Origin of the sequence: Larkinella knui, from assembly GCF_003858645.1 — a bacterium.
Classification (GTDB): domain Bacteria; phylum Bacteroidota; class Bacteroidia; order Cytophagales; family Spirosomataceae; genus Larkinella; species Larkinella knui.
Map to the genome: position 1 here is coordinate 165,359 of NZ_RQJP01000002.1, position 21,707 is coordinate 187,065.

General features: G+C 53.0%; 21 protein-coding genes. 15 read left to right on the forward strand and 6 right to left on the reverse strand.

All coding sequences use genetic code 11. From position 1 onward, the window contains the following. The first annotated feature begins 41 nt into the window (after positions 1-41). The gene (locus EHT87_RS09635) at positions 42-599 is read left to right on the forward strand and encodes a hypothetical protein (RefSeq protein WP_229320964.1); all 558 of its coding nucleotides are present in this window, start codon (positions 42-44) and stop codon (positions 597-599) included. A gap of 131 nt (positions 600-730) precedes the next feature. Here the strand turns inward: EHT87_RS09635 and EHT87_RS09640 are convergent, their stop codons facing one another. Continuing rightward, positions 731-1,186 (reverse strand): hypothetical protein, encoded by a 456-nt coding sequence (locus EHT87_RS09640; RefSeq protein WP_124906371.1) that lies wholly within the window; start codon positions 1,184-1,186, stop codon positions 731-733. A gap of 254 nt (positions 1,187-1,440) precedes the next feature. On the opposite strand from EHT87_RS09640, the gene EHT87_RS09645 reads away from it, so the two are divergent. Further along, positions 1,441-2,334: an alpha/beta fold hydrolase gene (locus EHT87_RS09645; RefSeq protein ID WP_221622001.1), complete on the forward strand. Its 894-nt coding sequence runs from the start codon at positions 1,441-1,443 to the stop codon at positions 2,332-2,334. After that, positions 2,334-3,095: a hypothetical protein gene (locus EHT87_RS09650; RefSeq protein WP_124906375.1), complete on the forward strand. Its 762-nt coding sequence runs from the start codon at positions 2,334-2,336 to the stop codon at positions 3,093-3,095. Before EHT87_RS09645 ends, EHT87_RS09650 begins: the two co-directional genes overlap by 1 nt. Before the next feature lie 11 nt (positions 3,096-3,106). Here EHT87_RS09650 and EHT87_RS09655 read toward each other — a convergent pair whose 3' ends face one another. The 5 genes from EHT87_RS09655 to EHT87_RS09675 form a co-directional block, all read right to left on the reverse strand. Continuing rightward, positions 3,107-4,258, reverse strand: a complete 1,152-nt coding sequence (locus tag EHT87_RS09655) for an AraC family transcriptional regulator (RefSeq protein WP_124906377.1) — start codon at positions 4,256-4,258, stop codon at positions 3,107-3,109. Between the two features lie 69 nt (positions 4,259-4,327). Then, complete coding sequence (locus tag EHT87_RS09660) at positions 4,328-4,678, reverse strand: cupin domain-containing protein (protein WP_124906379.1); 351 nt, start codon at positions 4,676-4,678, stop codon at positions 4,328-4,330. 757 nt (positions 4,679-5,435) lie between these two features. Next, positions 5,436-6,356: a haloalkane dehalogenase gene (locus EHT87_RS09665; RefSeq protein WP_124906381.1), complete on the reverse strand. Its 921-nt coding sequence runs from the start codon at positions 6,354-6,356 to the stop codon at positions 5,436-5,438. A 180-nt stretch (positions 6,357-6,536) separates the two neighbouring features. After that, on the reverse strand, positions 6,537-7,736 hold the full coding sequence (locus tag EHT87_RS09670) for an acetyltransferase domain-containing protein (RefSeq protein ID WP_124906383.1): 1,200 nt from the start codon (positions 7,734-7,736) through the stop codon (positions 6,537-6,539). Between the two features lie 4 nt (positions 7,737-7,740). Beyond that, positions 7,741-8,838: a DoxX family protein gene (locus tag EHT87_RS09675; RefSeq protein ID WP_221622002.1), complete on the reverse strand. Its 1,098-nt coding sequence runs from the start codon at positions 8,836-8,838 to the stop codon at positions 7,741-7,743. 280 nt (positions 8,839-9,118) lie between these two features. Between EHT87_RS09675 and EHT87_RS09680 the strand changes: the two genes are divergently transcribed. The 12 genes from EHT87_RS09680 to EHT87_RS09735 all read left to right on the forward strand — a co-directional run bounded on the left by EHT87_RS09680 (position 9,119) and on the right by EHT87_RS09735 (position 21,610). Next, positions 9,119-9,820, forward strand: coding sequence for an RCC1 domain-containing protein (locus EHT87_RS09680; protein WP_221622003.1), 702 nt, complete (start codon positions 9,119-9,121; stop codon positions 9,818-9,820). A gap of 10 nt (positions 9,821-9,830) precedes the next feature. Next, on the forward strand, positions 9,831-10,892 hold the full coding sequence (locus EHT87_RS09685; protein ID WP_221622004.1) for a sensor histidine kinase: 1,062 nt from the start codon (positions 9,831-9,833) through the stop codon (positions 10,890-10,892). Beyond that, on the forward strand, positions 10,879-11,595 hold the full coding sequence (locus tag EHT87_RS09690) for a LytR/AlgR family response regulator transcription factor (protein WP_124906391.1): 717 nt from the start codon (positions 10,879-10,881) through the stop codon (positions 11,593-11,595). Before EHT87_RS09685 ends, EHT87_RS09690 begins: the two co-directional genes overlap by 14 nt. Before the next feature lie 132 nt (positions 11,596-11,727). Continuing rightward, positions 11,728-12,231, forward strand: coding sequence for an RNA polymerase sigma factor (locus EHT87_RS09695; RefSeq protein ID WP_124906393.1), 504 nt, complete (start codon positions 11,728-11,730; stop codon positions 12,229-12,231). Positions 12,232-12,234: 3 nt separating this feature from the next. Continuing rightward, on the forward strand, positions 12,235-12,846 hold the full coding sequence (locus tag EHT87_RS09700) for a hypothetical protein (protein WP_124906395.1): 612 nt from the start codon (positions 12,235-12,237) through the stop codon (positions 12,844-12,846). Between the two features lie 15 nt (positions 12,847-12,861). After that, positions 12,862-13,851, forward strand: coding sequence for an alpha/beta fold hydrolase (locus tag EHT87_RS09705; RefSeq protein ID WP_124906397.1), 990 nt, complete (start codon positions 12,862-12,864; stop codon positions 13,849-13,851). 332 nt (positions 13,852-14,183) lie between these two features. Then, positions 14,184-14,717 carry a GNAT family N-acetyltransferase gene (locus EHT87_RS09710; RefSeq protein ID WP_124906399.1) on the forward strand — a complete coding sequence of 178 codons (534 nt, stop codon included), beginning with the start codon at positions 14,184-14,186 and terminating at the stop codon, positions 14,715-14,717. A 313-nt stretch (positions 14,718-15,030) separates the two neighbouring features. Beyond that, on the forward strand, positions 15,031-16,011 hold the full coding sequence (locus EHT87_RS09715; protein ID WP_124906401.1) for a helix-turn-helix transcriptional regulator: 981 nt from the start codon (positions 15,031-15,033) through the stop codon (positions 16,009-16,011). A 294-nt stretch (positions 16,012-16,305) separates the two neighbouring features. Then, positions 16,306-17,109 carry an alpha/beta fold hydrolase gene (locus EHT87_RS09720; RefSeq protein WP_124906403.1) on the forward strand — a complete coding sequence of 268 codons (804 nt, stop codon included), beginning with the start codon at positions 16,306-16,308 and terminating at the stop codon, positions 17,107-17,109. Between the two features lie 193 nt (positions 17,110-17,302). Then, entirely contained in the window at positions 17,303-18,373 is a 1,071-nt protein-coding gene (locus EHT87_RS09725) for an alkene reductase (RefSeq protein WP_310587552.1), read from the forward strand. 37 nt (positions 18,374-18,410) lie between these two features. Continuing rightward, positions 18,411-19,352 (forward strand): NAD(P)-dependent alcohol dehydrogenase, encoded by a 942-nt coding sequence (locus tag EHT87_RS09730; RefSeq protein WP_124906407.1) that lies wholly within the window; start codon positions 18,411-18,413, stop codon positions 19,350-19,352. A gap of 152 nt (positions 19,353-19,504) precedes the next feature. Continuing rightward, positions 19,505-21,610, forward strand: coding sequence for an outer membrane protein assembly factor BamB family protein (locus EHT87_RS09735; RefSeq protein WP_124906409.1), 2,106 nt, complete (start codon positions 19,505-19,507; stop codon positions 21,608-21,610). Positions 21,611-21,707: the final 97 nt, after the last annotated feature.

Sequence of the window (21,707 nt, forward strand, 5' to 3'; positions counted from 1 at the left end):
ACGGCGCTCTTCATGATTTCCGACTATATTCTTCTACGTTTATGAAACAGTCTTATATCGTTCGAATGGTCGTTTTCGGCTCCCTCCTGGCAGCGTTACTGAGCCTGACCGTGATCGGTTGTATACACGAGCCCAGCTTTCCAAACAGCCCTCAAATTGAGTTCCAGGGTTTTAATCGGTCCACCTTAAAAGGAGGTACAGGCGTTGGTCAGCAGCCAAGAGACTCCGTACTGATTTCAATTACGTTTAAGGATGGGGATGAGGACTTGGGCAACACACTTCCACTCAATGCCCATGATTCAGCGGGTTATATGCAAGCGGGCGGCTGGGGAAATTACAAGATTCGCGCATTTCGACTGGAGAACAACCAATACAAAGAGCAAAGCACCGGTGAAAACAATTTCTTACTTTTTCCCCGTTTAAGCCGGGAGGGGCAAAAAGGACCCATTGAAGGCACAATTGACTTGAAACAAATCTATTATCATGGGCCATCCTTTAAAAAGTATCCTACCAAATACCGAATTCAGATACGGGATCGTGCTTTGAATGGAAGCAATGAAATAGAAACCGACACGATTTCGGTGCCATATCCTTACTAGTCTGTTTCCAGAAAGCCCCCCATAACAAGCCCTATAAACCTGAAAATGGGGTTTACCATGACGGCCGGCCTTTGAGCCGTGGAGTTAGGTAACATTCAGATTTCTGAACGCTGACCTGACATAAACCGCCTTCACCGACGTTTCAGGAAAGCATAAGCCCCCGCCGTTGCCAGCCCGCCGATCAGATACCAGCCGATGGTCATGGCGGCCGTTGCGGTGCTGCGGCTGCTGGGCGCGGTTCCGAGCCCCAGCGGGCCGGGTAGCGTTACGGCTCCAGCCCCCGCAGCCAATCCCAGGGCCGTACCCGCCACCAGAGCATGTTTGGGTTTGGCCAGGCCAACCAGGCTGTAATAGAGGGCATTAGAAACAATATCGCCCCCTAAAGCCCAGGTATGCAGCTCATCGTCAGCGGGTGGCTCGGCATCCGCTTTTTTCATCACTTTCCGGATGGCGCGCATACCCAGAATGTCGGCCCTGGGCGCTTCGTCACTAAATTGGCGGGCCGTTTCGTGGAGAACGGTCAGCACACAGGCCCCAATGAGGCCACTCCCCAGCGACTGGAGGATTTGTTTGTTTCGATCAGCCATAGGTGATTAACTCGCCAGTACACCCAAATGTTACATTCTTTCCAAGCCGCAGACCAGCGGTTTCAGACCACCGGACTGAGAATTGGTATTATCCCATCGGGATGGACGACAGGCGTGCGAGCTTAAGGCACCTTTGCGCCATGAAACTTAACACGTTTATCGCCTATTGGCGCGGTTTAGTACGTAGGTTAGGCCTAGTTTGCCTAAGTGCGGGTTTGTTCACCTGCCAATTGCCGACGATCGAGCAAACCGGTATGTGGGTACCGCCCACGGCCGAGCAGGACCCGGCCCTGCCCCAACTTCCAGTAACCATTGCCGGGCACCGGCGCGTGCTGCATCTGCAAACGTTCGGCCAATCGGACCATCCCGTTGCCTTTGTAGTACCCGGCGGGCCAGGGGCAGATTTCAGGCTAATGATGCCCCTGCAAGCACTTAGCGACCGGTACTACGTCGTGATGTGGGATCCGCGCGGGGCGGGATTATCCGAGCGCGTTACCCGTTCGGAACTGACCATCGACTCGTTTCTAGACGAAATCGACGCGGTTCGGGATGCGCTGGTTCCCGGCAGGCCCGTTACGCTCATCGGGCATTCGTGGGGGGCAAACCTGTTTCTGCGCTACACGGCCCGCCACCCGGAGCGCGTTAGTCAGTTAGTGCTCATCGAGCCGGGCGGGGTGACGAAAGAAGGGAAGAAACAGGAAGCCGGAGGAACCATCAACTGGCCCGACGGACAGGATTTTTTCTGGCAAAACCAACTCCTGACCTCCACCGACCACGCGGCTGCTGACTACAAGGCCATTAGCCTGCTCCCCGGTGCATACCGCAGCTACACCTGCACGGGCGAACGCGTCACCGACGAACCCATGTGGCGGTTTGGAGCTTACCAGTATTATGTACTAACGAAGACCCCGGCGGGCGGTATGTCGGATGAATCGTGGCTGACTGCCTTCCGCCAATTCACCGGTCCCTTACTGATCGTGGCGGGTACGTGTGGGGCCAACCGGACTGATTTTCAGCGCCAGTACGTTCTGCCCAACCTGCCCGGTGCCCGCTTAGAGTCGATTTCGGGTGCGGGTCATATCAGTTTATTCATGCTGTACAAAGAAACCTTGTTACAACGTTTGCGTACGCATTTATTGGCTTACTGATGAACCGAAACCGCTTTCTTCATCCCTCTTTTTTCGGGTTGGCCTTGCTGGTCCTGCCCCTATCAGCCTGCCCGACAATGGCCCAGGGCGTTTTCGGCCTTCGGCTTACCACAAACCAGCATCAGGCTGGCGTTGGGGGCGGGCTGGAACCTGAGCTAACCACGTCGGCGGGTTACAGTTGCCGCGTGAGTCGCCAGTCGGGTCCGTTCCAGATTCGGCTGGGCGCAGGTTTTTTGCTGCCGCCTTATCTGGTGGGTCAGGGAAGTGTCCGACTAAATGGCCTGGTCGCGTTGGACTGGCATCCCACCGCGCAGACGACCAAACGGAGTTGGGGTGGACGGCTGGCGCTGCTCCCCTACTACGCCCGCAACCGCAACGACGCCGGTGCGTTAGACGGGCTGGGGCTGGAAATACGCCTGCTACCCCTGCGCCGGGGCAACCGATGGACGACCGGGATAGACCTGGGTTTTCAAACCACACTCCTCACCCGTATCCAGCACAGCGACCGGGTTGGCAGTACGTTTATGGATCGCTACCTCAGCACCGGAACAGCCACCAACCAACCCCGCGACGGATGGTACCGAACCACGGCCCAACGTTTCCGGCTGGGTTACACGGGCGCGTGGGCAATGGGTCGAGGATGGAGCGGACAGTTTTCGGCCGGTACGCTGGTCAGTGTTCAGCGACAGGGCATTCTGCTCAGTTTCGCACACGGACAGATACCACTGTACCTCGAAACATCGGTCATCGTGGGGTGGTGATTAAGCTACACTTATTGAGTCCGCAGTTGCTTGCGGTAGTCGGACGGTGTCAGGCCGGTGTGTTTTTTGAAGGCTTTGTTGAAGGCGGCTTTCGATTCAAAGCCCGCGTCGAGGGCCAGGGCCAGGATCGTCAGGTGATCGTTCCGATGATCGGCCAGCGCCCGTTTGACGGCTTCTACCCGGTAGTCATTGATGTAGTCGTAAAAGCTCACGCCGAGCGTCTGATTCAGGACCTGCGAGAGTGTATGGGGTGAAAGAGCCAGTTCGTCGGCCACCTGTCTGAGCGTCAACGTACCGTCGAGGTACCATAGCCGATGTTGCATCAGGTTCTGCAACTGATCGGCGTACAGTCGGCCCTGCCCGGCGGTTAGAGACGATTTTTCGTATTTGGGCCGCACCGGTAAGTTCGAAGCGGTATCCACCCGTTCAGGCCCGGCATCCGCCACGGGTGCGTTCCCGGGTTCGGTGGCAAACCGGGCAGGCTGGTAAAGTTGCCGGTAGCTAATGAGGTACGTCAGCGCGGTCAGGCAGAACGCCAGCGCGTAGCCCGCCGGGTGTAGCCCCCGCCCGTACAGGATGGCCGCAAATAAGCCGTAGCCTATAATGAAACCGATGGTCAGTTGCCGCAGCCAGACCAACTGCCGGGCTTCGATGGCGGAATAGTAAGCTTTTAACTGTGTATCGTGCTGACGGATAAGCCGGAACGTGGGAATCAGATAGAGCAGGAAATGCAGGAGCGGTACTTGCCCCCACCAATCCAGATGCGGCTGGCTATAATGGGTAACAACAAACGTCTGTTTCTGACCAAATGGCTGCAGATGAAACGGAATATGCCCCAGCATCAACAGCGCGAACGGTATCAGATGCAGCCAGTACATCCGGCGCCAGTGAAACGCGGGACCGACCGATGCTTTCACGTAGCCATACAGCAGTGGCCCAAACAAAAACGGCAGGCCCGCCCCCAGCCCAATCAGGTCCGGTATGTCGGCCAGCCGGTGCGAATCGTGCAGGGCCAGCCAGCCCATCAGCAGACAGTCTACGACCAGCAAGGCCGTCAGCAGCCGCCCCGGCCACCCGCTCAGGCGCCCGGTGCGCCACCCGGCCAGGAGTAGAAACGCACCCTGTGCCACCCCCACCAGTTCGATAACGACAATCCCATGCATAGTCGTTTTGATACGGCACCTTCCCCATCACCAACCTGCCTCACAACTTACCAGGGTCGGAAGCCGTACTTATTCAACGGGCTCAATTTTAATGGTTTCGATCTGACTATGCTCAACGGTTAGATTCACGGAACGCTCGCCTTTAGGCCGGGTTCGGTGCACTACGTTTCGGGGGATGGTAACGAGCTGACCAGGCAGCAACTCGATGGTTTCGCTTTCCAGGTCAAGGAGTAATCCGCCTTCCATCACCAGAAATGTCTCATCCGAATTGGGATGGTAATGCCAATAATAGCTTTCAGTCATCACGCTCACTTTGACCACATGATCGTTAACGGAAGCTAACAAAAAATTCGCATAGGTTGTCGTGACCGCGTCGGTCTGCTTTCTGATATCAATTACCGGCAGTGGAAGGCTGCTCATAAAAGGCTTATTTTTGGGTTTTGCCCGTCCTACAACCTGGGCGGGGCTACAGGCTTTTCAGATGGAATTTGAACACTGGAAAAACGATCTATACCTGCAGGTATGTAATCCTAATAGAAGTATCATTTTTAGTAAAGTCAATTCCCTCTCTATCACTATTTCTGTTTGCAAAGGTACGTTTCATTTACTTTTTCATGTCCCCTGTTTCACAAGGAAAATCTTAAGATAATCCTTAAAAAATGACAAGCTGTTTTAGTCATAATTTCAGTAAAAGTGAAAATTACAGTTTGAGAAATCGTACAATTGCAGCCTAGTCTCCTCATGATATTCTACTATCGCCGGAGTAATTGTGGCGGATCAATTTTCAAATAAAAGCCGCAAAGTGTGTTCTGGCAAACCAATTTCCGCATCGCCGGCAATAATCAATGCAGGAGCCTTAACCCTGCTCCTTTCATCCGCCGATCAGTCCTGTATTTTTTGCTCAAAAGTTCTCACTTTAACCAACTGCCGAGCCCAGTCCCGGTTCATACTCGTATTCGTTTTTATGGTTTATATACTCACAAAGGTCGGAACTGGCAGGCAAGCGAATCCTGGTCTACCCCAACATCAAACCTGACGCTGTTGCAGAGCTGCCCAAAGGGTCTATCCCCGGTATTTGTGCGGTACCCGTTGAAGCAGATGCGGTTTTTCCGGCAAACCGCTTTGTTCCGTTTTTAATGGTCATGGTCTGCAGTTCCAATTTGACGTCACTCATAAATTAAGAACGGTTCACCCGAGACGGTTTCTCCCAGGATGCCGCGGGCAAAGCCTGCAGAAATGAGCGCAGTGCGACCCCGATTTCCTGGGGAGAATCCTCCTGCACATAGTGAATGCCTTTAATCGCCACCTCGGTCTGATTGGAAAAGCTGCGGCAAAAATCCAGTGATCGACCCGTCAGAATAGCGCCGGGTTGAGCCGAAAAAAGCAGCTTCGGAAAGGTTGTGTGAGCCAGCCATTGGGCGTAGTGATCCACTATAGTTGCGACGTCGGCCGGTTCTCCATCAATGGGCAGTTCACGAGCCCACACCAGCGTCGGCAGTCGGGACAGTGGATCGCGGAAAGGTTGGCGGTAGGCTTCCATTTCGTCGGCTTCCAATGATCGGAGAATACTTTTGGGCAAGACCGTTTCGACGAAGAAATTCTCTTGCAGGACCAGCGTTTCTCCCTCCCCGGAACGGAGCTTCCGAAAGAGCGCATCCCGGCCATTCGGAAAATCATCCCAGTGGCGGGGCAGCACAATCGCTTCCATGTAGGCAATGGCACGGATCCGTTCGGGATGGCGCGAGGCCCAATAGAAACCCAGGGCAGAACCCCAGTCGTGCAACACCAGGGTAACGTCTTTATCCAGGTTCATTTGATCAAACCATTCATCAAGATACCGGGCCTGGTCGACGAAACGATACCTGCTGGCGGGCGATTTGCCGGACTTCCCCATGCCGACAAGGTCTGGTGCCAGGCAGCGACCGAGGTCTTTTACGTGCGGAATAATGTTGCGCCAGAGATACGAAGACGTAGGATTGCCATGCAGAAACACAATGGGTTTCCCGGTTCCTTCATCCAGATACGCCATCGTGGTATCCAGCACAGGAGTAACGGAATGTGAATAACCATAACGGGGTAGTTCCTGAGAGTTGTTCATGCGTTTGTTGGGTTAACTTAATTTAAAAACACTTTGGGTATTTAGTTTAAAATCAGATACTTACCTAGAGTTCACTAAGCTTGAATCGTGAACTCAGCCCATATAGTCTTTCCAGGCGAAGGCAATCCGTGATTTGGCTTTTACGGTTCGCACGACCCGATAAACGGAGCCCTAGACAGCCTACAGATACCGTAGCCACCACACGCCAGCGTTGGCTTTTTTGTACCTGTCATACCAGTAACAAAGCGGATAGAGAAGGGCAACCAGTACTAGCCAGACCAGAAACACGCCGGACAAGTCGAGTCCGGATCCTGCCGCCGGGCGGCCAAACTGAAACGGACCAAACTGTAGATCGCGCCAGCGATAGCCCTGGGCAAATACCATCACAAAGACGGACACCCGGATGAGGTAGAGGTGAAGCAGGTAATAAAAAAGCGGAACTCGCCCATAAACCGATACTACCCGCTGAACGGCCTGAGGCCACTTGCCGCTAAACCATAAGAGCAGACCCATGATGCCCAGAAACAAAAAAACGAAAACCAGTGACGGTGGGTACTTGGTGACATTGAGGAACGATAACAGAGTAAACAAGGTGCTTTTTTCAACCTTCCAGGGAATCGGGTCGCCATAGCCATTTAGAAGACGCAGCACCGCGAAGCAGACCAGAAACCCACCGCCGGTTTTTAGCAGCAACCGGTTTTGTTCGGCCTGGCTTTTTTCAAACACGTTTCCTACCGAATAGCCCAGCAGCATAATGGCTATCCAGGGCACCAGCGGATACGAAATGAAAAACGTGAAACCGGGTGAACCCTGCAGTGCACCGGGTGTAAAAAGTAAACTTCGTACCGTGTTCAGCAACGGACGATCAGACGCCGGGACTAAAGGAAGTAGATTATGCGTGGCCAAAATCAGGGCTGACGTGATACCGATTTTTGCGGGAGACACCCGCAGCAACACCGCAAGGAGGATGAAACCGGCTCCGATGGCGGCAATGACCTGTAGCATCAGCAGGCGAAACTGAACGTCGAACCAAAGGGCAAAATTGACCAAAGTGAACTCCAGCAGGATGAGCCATAGTCCCCGCTTGACCAGAAACCGCCGACTGTCTTCCTTTCCGCTTCGCCGGACGGATAGCCACACCGAAACCCCCGATAAAAAGACAAAGGTTGGTGCACAGAGGTAGGTTATCCAGCGTGAAAAGAACAGGACGGGTGTGGTGGTTGTTAAGTCGGTCGGGCTTTGCGTCAAGGAGGAAACATGCAGTAAATCCCGGACATGGTCGAGGGCCATCAGGATCATCACGACTCCCCTGACGCTATCAATCGAGGACACCCGCCCGCTGACAACCGTCGGGGCGAATGGCGGGGTTTGCTTTACCATATTGTCAGGCCGGTTTCGGTGATTTTAGACGGCTACCGGTTGGATGCCGTGGCTCATGTGAATCGGATAGGAACAATGCAATACCACTGAAGGCCAGGCACTCGAGCGAACTAATGGCCGGGTTGCCATTACCCAGTGGGGCATTGATGGTCGACGGCAGGTGCAACAAAACCAGCCAGAGTAATAGCATGATGGCCAGCAAACGCAAAATGAACGACACGTTAAAATTGATGACAATTGATAAACCGGAACCGATCAACGCCAGACCGGTTAGGTAAGTCCAAAAAAGAGGAGCCGGTATCCAGGTTGGAACCATCGATTTTACCAAATCAGCGTAAATGAAATGATCGATTCCAAAAAGTATCAACATGAGCGCGTACAGATACTTGCCATAGGAAGCGAAATGGCTCCATTTTGCCGACGTTCCGGCTAAGTCTGGTTTCGGAGCAGATAGCGCAAATGCACCGCCTGTCAGGGCTACCAGTTTGATTGCATCCGTCCAGTAGCCAAGAATTTCGGGGTGATGGGCAAGCCGGTTGGGCAAGTGGCCGAATACCAGAAAAAGAAGCAGCAGAACCCCTAAAAGCCGTGCACTTGTCTGTGGTTTCCAGTTGAGCAGGATGGCCACGCCGGCCCCGGTTAACACGGCACCAACGGCATAACCAAAACCGCTCCACACCGCTTCGGGCGGCAGGGGCACAATAACGGGTTGGAGACCGGGGACAACGAAATGAATAATTCCAATGCCGGCAATCCCCAGGCCAAAAAAACGCCTTCCAATCGGGTAGAACAGGGCGGTCTGCCCATCAACATTCACATAGTCCATGATACCTGCTGCTTTTGTCTTTAATACCCGACAAAGCAAAGAAATAGTATCATCTGGTTTGGTATCGATCAGGCCAAGAGCGCGTTGGCCCATCCCGAAGCTCCGGTCAAGCCTCTGGTATGCGTTAGTCAGGGCTAATCCGGTATTCACGGTATAAAACCGTCTGTCCACGGATGCTTTCTGAAGAATCGACAAGACCGCGCTATTTTTAACCAGTAATGGTGGTCCATTGGCCAATGGACCGGCCGCCGGAGCAGGTTTATTTCGTAGCATCAACTGGATACATACATTTGCAAAACGCTTAACTTAAACAAAGTAAACAGCGATACTTAGTGGGGGACGCCCGTGCCGAACGGTACGGCAAAAACCTATTTTTTCCCAGGAAGCACGTATGAAGCTGAAACAGTGGCCAAAGAATACCATAGCAGCGGGTCGTCGTCATACCGTTGGTATTCAAGCGGACGGGACGACGATAGCCGTGGGTGATAACAAACAGGGTCAATGTGTGGTAAGCGGCTGGTTCGAAATGGCGGCCGTTGCGGCTGGTAATGTACATATGGCAACAAACACAGGAAATGCTCATACCGTCGGTCTTCAATCCGACGGCACGGTAGTGGCGGTGGGCTGGAACAAAGATGGCCAATGCGATACCGGTGACTGGCACGATATGGTAGCGGTTTCGGCGGGTTGGCGTCGAACCATTGGGCTTAAATCGGATGGTACGGTGGTAGCTGCAGGTCGAAACACGAAAGGTCAATGCGCGGTAAGCGGCTGGCATGATGTGGTAGCGGTCACGGCGGGTGACTGGCATACCGTCGGTCTTCAAGCAGACGGCACGGTAATCGCGGTGGGAAATAACAGGTATCACCAATGCGAGGTTGGGGACTGGCGTGGCATTGTGTCCGTCGCTGCAGGTTACCTTCATACGGTGGCGCTTAAATCAGATGGTACGGTGCAGGCAGTGGGGCAAACCAAGGCCGGCCAATGCCAGGTGAGCGGCTGGCGTGGTATTGTAGCCATCGCGGTAGGCAGTAGTCATACCGTCGGTCTGCAAGCGGACGGTACGCTCGTGGCTACAGGCTGGAATGAGTATGGTCAGTGCAATGTCAGTACCTGGCATGACATCGTGGCCGTGGCCGCGGGTTGCACGCATACCATCGGCCTTCGATTGGATGGCACCCTGATTGCCGTGGGGAATAATGACTATGGCCAATGCGATATACAGGGCTGGCACGGGATCAGACTACCCGAAAATTAGCGGTTTTCCTATGTCGGATAGCAAACTCAAACGGATCAGTGTTCACCTTCTGTTCTGGCTATTTTACGTCCTCTACGATACAATGAACACCAGTTGGGGGGAACATGACTATTTTGACTTCTCGCAGATTCACAAGGTATGGGCTAATGTTCCCCTCACCATCGGCGTTGTGTACCTGAATCTGTACGGGCTGATGCCCCGGTATCTCTATGCCCGAAAATACGTGTCCTATGGGCTGGCCCTGGTGGTGGTGGTGGTGGCTTACGCCTTGGTGACCCGATTCATTGGCTACCAGTTCTGGTTACTCTGGGATCGGCAACATGCACCACATCAGTACTTAGTAGAGCCGAAAAATTTCTTCGTTCCCATTCGCATTGCCCGAAATTCGTTCCGGCTTTACCCCATTCTGGCCCTCACGATGCTCATCAAGGTGCTGAGAAACTCGTATGGGAAGGAACGACAGCTCCGGATTGCCGAATCGGAGCGGCACAAGGTGGAGTTATCGTACCTACGGGCCCAGCTTCACCCCCACTTTTTCTTTAATACCTTGAATAGTTTGTATTCGCTGACCCTCAAAAAATCCGACCGGGCGCCCGACGTGGTCATGCGTCTGTCGGGACTGATGCAGTATATACTTTACGACACCAACGCCGAGCTCGTTCTGCTCGAGGGGGAGATAGCGCAGTTAAAGAACTACATAGCGATTGAAGAATTGCGCTTTGCCGACCGGATCGAGTATTCCTTTCAAAGTTCGGGGCCTGTAGAAAGGAAGCTGATCAGTCCGTTAGTACTCCTTCCTTTTGTGGAAAATGCCTTTAAGCACAGCCTGAGTCATGAACTCCATAAAGCCTGGGTCACCATCACGATTAAAGTAACGGGGTATCACTTATTTTTCAACGTAGAAAACAGCATCGCGCAGGTCAATACCGCTCAGCCGCATCAGGGGATTGGCCTGATGAATGTCAGCAAGCGGCTGGCCCTGTCCTATCCCGGCCGCCATGAACTACAGATCAAACAGGAAGAAAATACGTTCAGCGTTAATCTGAAAATACAACTCTATGAAGAAGGTTAACTGCATCATTGCCGATGATGAGGTGCTGTCGTCCGACGTATTGGAGAACTATCTGTCCAAGCTTGAAAACTATCAGGTGGTGGCTACGTGTAAGAACGGCATTGAGGTTTTTACCGCCCTCAAAGCGGGAACGGTCGACTTGCTGTTTCTCGATATCGAGATGCCTCAATTGACCGGACTCGAATTGGTTAAAAGCCTCAAAAACAGTCCATCTGTTATTTTCACGACCGCTTTTCGTGACTATGCCGTAGACGGGTATGAGCTGAATGCCATTGATTATTTGCTGAAACCGATATCCTTCGATCGCTTTCTGCGGGCCATCGACAAGTTTGAAACCACGGCCTTACCCTCAACCAGCCGAAGCTACCTGCCAGCAGCTCTTCCGCCCGGTGTACCAAATCCGTTTATTTACGTCAAATCGGCAAAAAAGACGGTCAAGGTCTTTCTGAAGGACATTATTTTTTTTGAAGGCATAAAGGAATCGGTGAAGATTAAGACCGTTCATGGCGACATTGTTACGTATCAAACCCTTCAGGATTTCGAACAGCGGCTGCCGGATGCTGAATTTTTACGAATCCACCGCTCGTTTATCATCGCCGTGGATCGAATCCGGGCCTATAGCACGACGCACGTTGAGGTAGACGATCTGGACTTGCCCATCGGGCAGTCGTACCAACGGTTTGTGCGAGACGCCCTCAAATAAACCCGATCCCGGATGGACTTGCGCTGCCTGATTCAACAGATGGCAGCAAGATTTAAGGTGAACGTTTGCTTTTCGTGTAGTTTTTTGGGCAACCGGGCTACTAACTAAGCAAGGGCAAACGAAAACCGCCTTATGAACACGACCATCCAGCAAACATTTCTCGATCTGCTTAATCAGCACATGGGCATCGCCCACCGGATTAGTCGGGCCTATCAGGCTGATGCGGACGATAAAGCCGATCTGATTCAGGAGATGATCTACCAGTTGTGGCGATCCTACCCGTCTTTTACGGGACAGTCCGCGTTTTCGACCTGGATGTACCGCGTTTGTCTGAACACGGCGCTGGCCCACCAGCGAACGGCTAAAAAACGAAAAATAGAGCCGCTAACGGCCCGCCATGAGCAGGTGCCCGACCCTCCGCCCGATGAACGTCAGGATCATCTCAATAGGCTTTTCGACGCCATTACCACGCTTTCGCCCCTCAATAAAGCAATTGTGCTCCTTTATCTAGATGAACTAAGCTATGAGGAGATCGCCACGATTACGGGTCTGTCGAAAACCAACGTGAGCGTACGACTGGTCCGCATCAAAAAAGAATTAGAGTCCCGTTTGACCAAAGATACTAAAGAAAATTGACCCATGTTATCACTGGATGAATTCAAGAATGAGTGGAAAGCGCCCGTATCGGAATCCATGTATTACGACCAGGCGAGTCTGTTCGCCATCACCAAGGCGAAAAGTGCCCGGCAGGTCAACCGGGCCATTCAATACTTCTGGGCTTCCATGATCTACCAGATTATTGTTTACGCGATGCTCAGTCATCTGCTCATCCGCTACGGGGACAGGCCGGAGGTGAAGTGGGCTTGTCTGACCGGGTTGCTGCTCTATTTGCCGTTCACGTTCGTCCTGTTGCGGCAGTTCAGACGGGTGGCTCTGGCCAGTCCGGGCAGGGCTACCCGCGGCTTTTCCATACAGGCCTGTATCCAGCAGCAGTACATCAGCCTACGGTCGTTTTACCGGTTCAAACGCATCTACGAGTATGGGCTCATTCCGCTGAGTACCGCCCTGGGTGTGTGGTTACTCTTTCGGGTGTATGTTCCGGGTGGTGTAGCCCAACACTGGACCGGGGCCATTACGACCTACCTACTGGCGCTACTCGCCTGCGGATGGGCAATCCATCGGGAAAACCGTACCCATTTCGAGCAGCCCCTGCACCATTTGAGTAGTGTTCTGGAGGAGTTTAATCAATAAACCTGCGATAAAACCATGAAAACAACCCTGGCCTATATGCTCGCCCTGACGGTAGGATTAAGTTCCTGCGCTATCCTGCGCCACTGCCGGGAATCATCCAGACCCCGGACGGGTCTGGTCAACGCCAACGGGATGACCCTGGCCTATGAACGATTTGGTTCTTCCAAAAACGAAGCCATCCTGCTGATTGCGGGAACGAACAGCCAGTTAACGACCTGGCCCACTTCGTTTTGCGACTATCTGGCCCGCCGGGGTTATCAGGTGATCCGGTTCGACAACCGGGATGTAGGCCTGTCGACTAAACTGACTCAGGCAGGTCTACCTGATTTTACCGCCATCGGGCAGGCATTAACTCAACAGAAAACACCCGCCCTGCCCTACACGCTGGACGATATGGCCAGCGATGCGGCCGGTCTGCTGGACGCGCTGCATATTGAAAAAGCGCACGTCGTGGGCGCATCCATGGGGGGTATGATTGCCCAGCGTCTGGCCTACAACCACCCCGAACGCGTGTTGACACTAACCAGCCTGATGGCGGGTGGTGGTAAGGCCGGATTTCCCCTGATTGCGAAACCGGCCGCGCTGAGCGGTATTCCGGCACCGTGGCCATCCACCGATACGACAGGTTATATCCGGCGCGAAGTAAAATCGTTGCTGGCGCTCAGTGGCAAGGCTGATTCGCTGGATTCTCTTCGAATACAGGCAGCGGTCGAGCAGGATGTCCGGCGATCCTATTACCCCGCTGGTCTGATCCGACAGGGAGCGGCTTCGCTGGCGGGTTTTTATGCCGGGCGCGAACGGCAGCTACAAACGATTCGGGTACCGACGCTGGTGATCCACGGCAGCGACGATCCGCTGGTTACGCCCGAAGCCGGGCGCGACGTAGCCAGCAACGTACCGAACGCCCGGTTTACACTCATTGAAGGAATGGGTCATGAAATTGCTCCGGCCTATACGATCCAGCTGGCCGACCTGATACTGAGTAATTTAAGCAGAAAGCCCTGAAAGCCGGTTTTGGATACTGCAGAAAACGTCTCACCAACCGAACTTCTCATGAAATAGCCAATCGACGCATAGCCTGGTGGAGGTTGGGCGCTAATGCACTAGATGATTGATTCCTTATGAAAGCATTTAGTTGGGTTTTAGTGTTTGGTGCTCTTCGGTCTTCCGGTAACGAGGTAAAACCAGACATCGCGGAAATGGCATTATCTGCCATGCTTTACCTATAGTATACAAAATAGGCATTGCGTCTTTTGTAGGAGTTAGGCGTCAATCGACACTTTATCGGTCCGACGGATGATGGTTATCGTTTTTATTATCCGGCAAAATTCCACGGAATGTTGAATAGAATCTTCACACCTTTCCCAATTTTGAAAACGGAAAGGCTTACGCTTCGACAAGTACGGGTTGATGACGAGCGGGAAGTATTTACGCTGCGTTCGGATCGTGCAATAAATAAATATCTCGACCGGCCACCAAGCGATACCATTGATGATGCAAGGAATTTTATACGTACGATCAATGAGAATGTTATCAAAAACGACTCGCTATATTGGGCCATAACGTTGAGTAACCATACTGCTTTGATCGGGACAATTTGTCTTTTTGGCTTTTCTGATAAAAATGACCAATGTGAAATTGGCTATGAACTAATGCCAAACTTTCAAGGGCGGGGCATCATGAAAGAGGCTCTGGAGAAAGTGATTGATTATGCATTCAATACCCTTAACGTTGCAGCAATTGAAGCATTCGTTCACAGAGAGAATCAGAGTTCCATAAAACTGTTGGAGAAGTTCTCGTTTAGGCATTCAAATGAGCCTGATCCTACAGACCCTGATTTACGTTGTTATCATTTGAAAAAGAACAACTGACCATCTCAAATACAAAAACCGGGCGTAAGCCTGGACTGAGGTGCGGAGAAAAAAGACCCCTCTAGAACACGGTGAACCGTTTTCACAAAAGTTGACCGGTATTTTATCCTGAACCTAATCCCAGTTGTACCTGCTCACGGATGAAGTGAACGGAAAACTGATCCGGATTAAAATGCATCATTTTGAGATCGGTACTGATGACGGCCAGCCGCTTCCCCGGTTTTTTGCGTACCTATTTTCAAATTCGACGCTGTCAGTATAACTTACGCTGATGCACTATTGCTGAACGTTGGCACCCGAGGGCCCTTTCGATATGATATTCAGTTTTTCGGCCACCCCCGATTTTGACTTTATGACTTACTTTGCCCGTCACATCCAGACAACGGTTCAGAACGGGCTCCTGGTAATACCGGATCATTTCGGGCAGGGGTATATTCGGAAGTTAGCATTTGGGCCCGACTTCAAGATTACGATACATCGTTACTGTCTCAAGGAAGAACTTGTCATCAAACGCCATACGTCCGGCCAGGGAAATGACCTGATCACCGTCTTTTTTTACAACAACGAGCAAGCACTGGAGATTGCTTACAATGATGACACCCAGGTCCTGTTTTCGCAGCGTGATGAGTCGGCTATCCAGGTCACGTCCAACGATCTGAGTTCAACCATTCGTTTTCCCGCCCATCAACAGATTCATTACGTGGTCGTTGCCATAAAGCCGCCCCGGTTGACCGAATTATTAGCCGTCAACGCGCCGAATTCGGTCCTGCAAACCATTACCGGCAGCGGTAATTCCTTTCTTTTTTTCGAACGCATGGAAGCCGAGACCAAGTTGCTGCTTAAAAACATAACCGCTATGGATATGAGTGACAGCCTGAGCCACTTCTACATGCAGATCAAGGTGCAGGAACTGCTCTATCTGGTTTTTCACAAATTGTCTTTCCGCGAAAGCGCGGCCCATCAAACGATCAACAGCGCCGATGCGGAAAGACTTCTGTACATCCGCCGTGAGATCATTAGCGACCTGAGCGTGCCTCCGGTTATCCGTGAACTGGCCCAGATCGCAGCCATGAGCGAAACCAAACTGAAGCAGCTTTTCAAGCAAACCTTTGGCACCACGATCTACACTTATTACCAGCAGGCCCGCATGGAAGAAGCCGCCTTCCTGTTGAAACAGGGTAAACATTCCGTTGGCGAGGTGGGCTATGAGCTGGGATTTTCCAATCTGAGCCACTTCAGCCGACTATTTGAAAAGCATTACGGCCTAAACCCGAAGCGGTATTCGTATTCCTGACGCGCTGCTTACCCCGGCTACTCGGATGAGAATACGTACCGACCGGACCTTTCGGCGCTGGCCTGCAGGCCTTTACGGATTGCTTCATCAAAATAGGGCAGCGGCACGACCAAGCCGGGAGCAGCCGGTTAGCCGATCTCCTCAAAGAACGTTTCCAGGCCAGCCGGTACCACGGTGCGCCCGGACATCCATCCTATTGATCTGTGAGCAGGTCTGTAAAGTTTATGACCGGGGTTTGTACCTTCGGAAAATGTAGTTTTACTCAATAGACACAGTGAAGCCGTAGAATAGCCCATGAAGCATTTCATACAAACTTTTCTCCTCTGGATGTCTCTGGTGACTGTAAACGCCGATGCGCAACTACTCGACACTATTGTTGATACCGACGCTTACAAACTTCATTTTAGAATTCTAAAAGGAAAGAATCCGCCTATCCTCTTTGAATCGGGGGGAGGTCAGGATGCCTCCCAATGGGACTCGATTGCGACAGCCGTGCATCACCGTCTTCAGGCAACCGTGATCACGTATGATCGGGCTGGCTTTGGCCAAAGTAGTTTTGATACGGCGGGTTACACAATTCTTCAGGAAATCAAAAGTTTAGAGGCTGCTTTGCAGCAATTTGGTTACAGAGATAACAATCTCTTATTGGTCGGGCATTCATTAGGCGGTTTTTACAACCGAGTTTACGCGGCTCGGAATCCCAACCAGGTCAAAGGTATTATTCTCGTGGATCCTAGAATCCCTTCCTATGCTGATATGCGATTTGCCAGGGCTTATTTTCAACGTCTTAACCGTAAAGAGTATGAAGCGGACTACCTGAGTTTGTATTATTTACTGGCCCGAATGGAGCGTACGAGTGATTACGTGAGACAGGTGCCTTTACCTTCTACCATTCCTTTGCTGGATATGATGGCGGAGAAAGGTCCTTTTCTGGATGCCAAAGAGAACGAACGATTTAAGGATGACCAGCGCAATTTAGTAAAGGGTCACCCAAATCGTAGTCTGATTTATGTGAAAGGCGCTTCCCATAATATTCCTCACGATAAGCCAGGGCTGATGATTGAACAGATTGTGAATTTCTACAAAAAACACCTTTAATCGGTAGGTTGCATTCTTTACAGACTATTCACAGACTAATAAGAAAATAATATCCCTGTCCGTGTAGTCGTCTCGGTGGACTTGCCCTGTCGGATTCGACTATTTTTCCGGCTTTTTGCGCTATTTACAGTTCGTTAGAAGGCCCACCTTTGCTGTGTAATCATTCAAACACACAGCAATGAAAAAATTATCAATGCCTTATGTAAAAGGCTCGCTACGGTTAAAAAACCATGTTGTTATGGCCCCAATGACGCGTAGCCGGGCGCTGAACAATCTACCCAATGAATGGATGGCCACCTATTATAAGCAGCGTTCCGGAGCTGGCCTGATCGTTACCGAAGGTACCTCACCCAGCCCGGAAGGCTTGGGTTATCCACGGATTCCGGGCATTTTTTCCGAGGCCCAGGTCGAAGGCTGGAAGGCGGTGACCAAGGGCGTCCACGAAGGCGGTTCCAGGATATTCCTGCAGTTGATGCATACCGGCCGGATCGCCCACGTCGCCAATTTACCGGAAGGGTATCAGCCGGTAGGTCTCTCATCCAGTAAAGCAGTCGGAGAAATCTTTACCGACTCCGCCGGTATGCAGGACTATTCCACGCCGGTAGCGCTGGATGAACAGGGCCTAACCAGGGTGATCAGCGACTTCGTCCAAGCCGCCCAAAACGCCATCAGAGCGGGTTTTGACGGCGTGGAACTTCACGGTGCCAACGGGTACCTGTTGGAGCAATCGCTGAACCCCCATGTCAATAACCGGACAGACAACTATGGCGGAAGTATCCGGAACCGCAGCCGCTTAACGCTGGAGATCGCTGAAAAAATCGCCGATGCCATCGGCCCGGAGAAGGTTGGTTTGCGCATTTCGCCTTACTCTACGCTGAGCGATATGCCTGCCTATGAAGAGGAAGAAGTTCACCAGACCTATGCGTATCTGAGTGAGGAGTTGAACCGGCTGGGCATTGCATACATCCACATCTCCGACAGCCCTTCGATACCCCGGAAAACGCATCAGGCGATTCGTAGCGTTTTTTCCAATACGCTTATTTACTGTAACGGACTAACCGCCGAAACCGCCGAAGCGAAATTACAGGCCGGATCGGCTGACCTGGTGGCCTTTGGCCGAAGCTTTCTTGCCAACCCGGACTTCATGCGAAGGATCGAAAAAAACGCCCCCCTCAATGAGGTGGATTACCAGACCCTCTACACCCAGGGTATGTCAGGATACACCGATTATCCGGTCTTAGAGGAATTGTCACAACTCGTATAACCCATTTCCAGTGATCAGGCTTTAAAATGCAACTCGTATGAGAAAAGTACTTTATAACCAGTTTGGCGACGAAAGCGTGCTGGAGATAGCCGAGCAGGCGGTGCCCGGTATTGAGAAGGATCAACTGCTGATCCGGGTGAAAGCGGTTTCAATCAACCCCCTGGACTGGAAGGTGTATGGGGGAGAAATGAAATTGATGTCGGGATCTAAATTTCCTAAATCGGTGGGCATCGATTTCTCGGGGATTGTCGATCAGACCGGCAGCGCCGTTACCCGCTTCAAGGCCGGTGATGCGGTCATTGGTTTACTAGACGTATTTAAAGGCGGAGCCCTGGCCGATTACGTGGTCGTCAAGGCGAACGATATCGCCCCAAAACCGGCCAATATCCCGTTTGAGCATGCAGCCGCGCTACCCGTAACGGGGCTGTCAGCCCTTCAGATTAGCGATGAGCTGGCGGCCGTTGGTCCTAACCAGAACGTATTGATCAACGGTGCGACCGGTGGAATTGGTCTGTTTGCCGTGCAGATTGCCAAAAAACGAGGGGCCCGAGTTACGGCGGTTGTCAGTACGAATGGCGTTGCAGCGGCAAAAAAATGGGGCGCAGATACCGTAGTTGACTATACAAAGCAACCAATCAGCCAGCTCAATCAACGGTTCGACGCGGTTATCGACTTATCCACCAAGCTTTCATTTAAAGACGCAAAGAGCCTGATGAATCGAAAAGCCGTTTTTGTCAGTACGCTTCCTTCTCCGCTGACGCTCATTTATTCGTTCTTGAACAACCTCTTTTCCGGGCAAAAATACAAGGTTCTGATCTTGAAACCGACCGTTGAAAGGTTCATGACGTTAACGAATCTAGCTGAAGGTGACCTGCAGATTGTGCTGGATAAGACCTACTCGCTGACCAACGTGAAGGAAGCCTACGGAGAATCCCGGCGGGATAAACGGATTGGAAAATCGGTGATTCTGCTCGATTAACGTTGGACGACGCGTCTGGTAACGTGCCGGAAGGATTGAAAAACGATTCAGTAGAACCGATAGGATTTTGGTGATCCTGAATCACATAAGCCAAGAGGTTGCCGCAACTTTCGGTCCTTTTGTGTTTATTTGTCCTTCCTTCAACCCTACTCATGAAACGGTTTACCTACTCCGCCTTCCTGCTGACGCTTGGCCTGCTCAGCCTGACCGATAAACCCGCCACCACCGACTGGCCCGAATACAACGGCGGGCCCGATCGCAACCATTTTTCGCCCCTTACGCAGCTTAATCCCGGTAACGTTGCGGGCTTACAGGTTGCCTGGGAATATGCATCGGGCGGGGTCGATACGCTCAAAAACAATACCCAGATTCAGTGCAACCCGCTCATCGTCGACGGCGTTCTGTACGGTGTTTCGGCGGGGTCGCAGGCCTTTGCCCTCGACGCGGCCACGGGCAAGGAGCTTTGGAAAACGGCCTTCACCGACGATACCTTCGCCATGAATAGCCGGGGTGTTACCTACTGGACCGATGGACGGGAGGCCCGGATCTTCTTCGCCTACGGCTCGCTGCTCTACGCCCTCGACGCCCGAACGGGGAAACCGGTGGCCAGTTTTGGAAAAGGTGGAAAAATCAACTTGAAAGAGGGCCTGGCCCGCCCGGGAGCCGATGAGTATGTGGTGAGCAACACGCCGGGCGTGGTGTATAAAAATCTGCTCATCATGGGCCACCGGGTGTCGGAGATCGCACCGGCTCTGCCCGGCGACGTGCGCGCCTACGACCTGCGCACGGGGCGGATCGTCTGGACCTTCCACACCATTCCCCATCCCGGCGAGTACGGGGCCGACACCTGGCCGAAAGACGGATACCGCAACTTCGGCGGAGCCAATAACTGGATGGGGATGGCCATCGACCGGCAGCGCGGCATCGTTTATGTTCCCACGGGAACGGCGGCATTCGATTTATACGGCAGTACCCGACCCGGCCAGAACCTGTTCGGTAATAGCCTCATCGCCCTCGATGCGGCCACGGGCAAGCGACGCTGGCATTTTCAGACGATCCACCACGACATCTGGGACCGCGACATTCCGGCCCCGCCCAATTTATTCACCGTCGTTCATGATGGCAAAAAGGTGGATGCCGTTTCGGTTTTATCCAAACAAGGGTTCCTGTTTGTCTTCGACCGGGTTACGGGGAAGCCGCTGTTTCCCATTGAGGAACGACCCATGCCCGCGTCTACCGTTCCGGGGGAGAAAGCCTGGCCCACCCAGCCGATTCCGCTGAAACCGGCCCCTTTTACCCGGCAATCGTTTTCGGAAAGCGATATTAATGACTTTGTCACCGACCGCGACACGGTGCTGGCCCAGCTCCGGCGCTGGCAATCGGGCAAGGAGTTCATTCCCCTCCCGCTGAGTCCTAACCGGACCGTGTTTTTTCCCGGCACCGACGGGGGCGCGCAGTGGGGCGGGGCCGCCGTGGACGAAGCCGGGGTGATGTACGTTCCCGCCAAGCAAATACCGGTCACCATGGGGCTGGTTCCGACCCCCGCCAGTTCGGCGTCAGCCCAGGCCGTCGACCGCACCGGCAGCCAGCTCTACCAAACCCACTGTGCCGCCTGCCACGGTCAAAACCGCGAAGGCAGTCACGACGGAACCTATCCGGCCCTGCTCAGCATTTCCCAAAAACGCAACGAGACGTCCGTGGCCCAGGTGCTGGCCAAAGGCCAGGGCATGATGCCGGCCTTCACCCACCTGAAAGAAACCGAGCGCAAGGCCATCGTGGATTTTCTGTTCGGCAAAACGACCTCCGTCGCCAGCAACGCGGGCCTGAACACGGCCCCCTACCACCACACCGGGTTTACCCGCTGGTATGACCGGTCCGGGTATCCCGTGAGCCGCCCACCCTGGGGCACGCTGACGGCGATCGATCTGAATACAGGCGAACACCGTTGGCAGGTCCCGCTGGGCGAATACCCCGAACTGGTAGCGAAGGGAATCCCCCCGACGGGTACCGACAATTATGGTGCCCCGGCCGTTACGGCGGGCGGACTGCTCTTCATCGCTTCCTCCCGCGACGAGCTGATCCGGGCTTTCGACCGAAAGACGGGCCGTGAACTCTGGCGTGCCAAACTGCCTGCTGCGGGCTATGCTTCGCCGAGCACCTACGCCGTCAATGGCAAGCAATACGTGGTGATTGCCTGCGGGGGTGGCAAACTCAAAACAAAATCGGGCGATCGGTACGTGGCGTTTGCGTTGCCGTAAACCGCTCCTTCGTCGTTCAGAGGTTGTCTACCGTTTCATGAGAAAGCGGTATTGATCGGGTCATTTGGGCAGGGCGGCCTGTGTCGTGCTCCTCCCA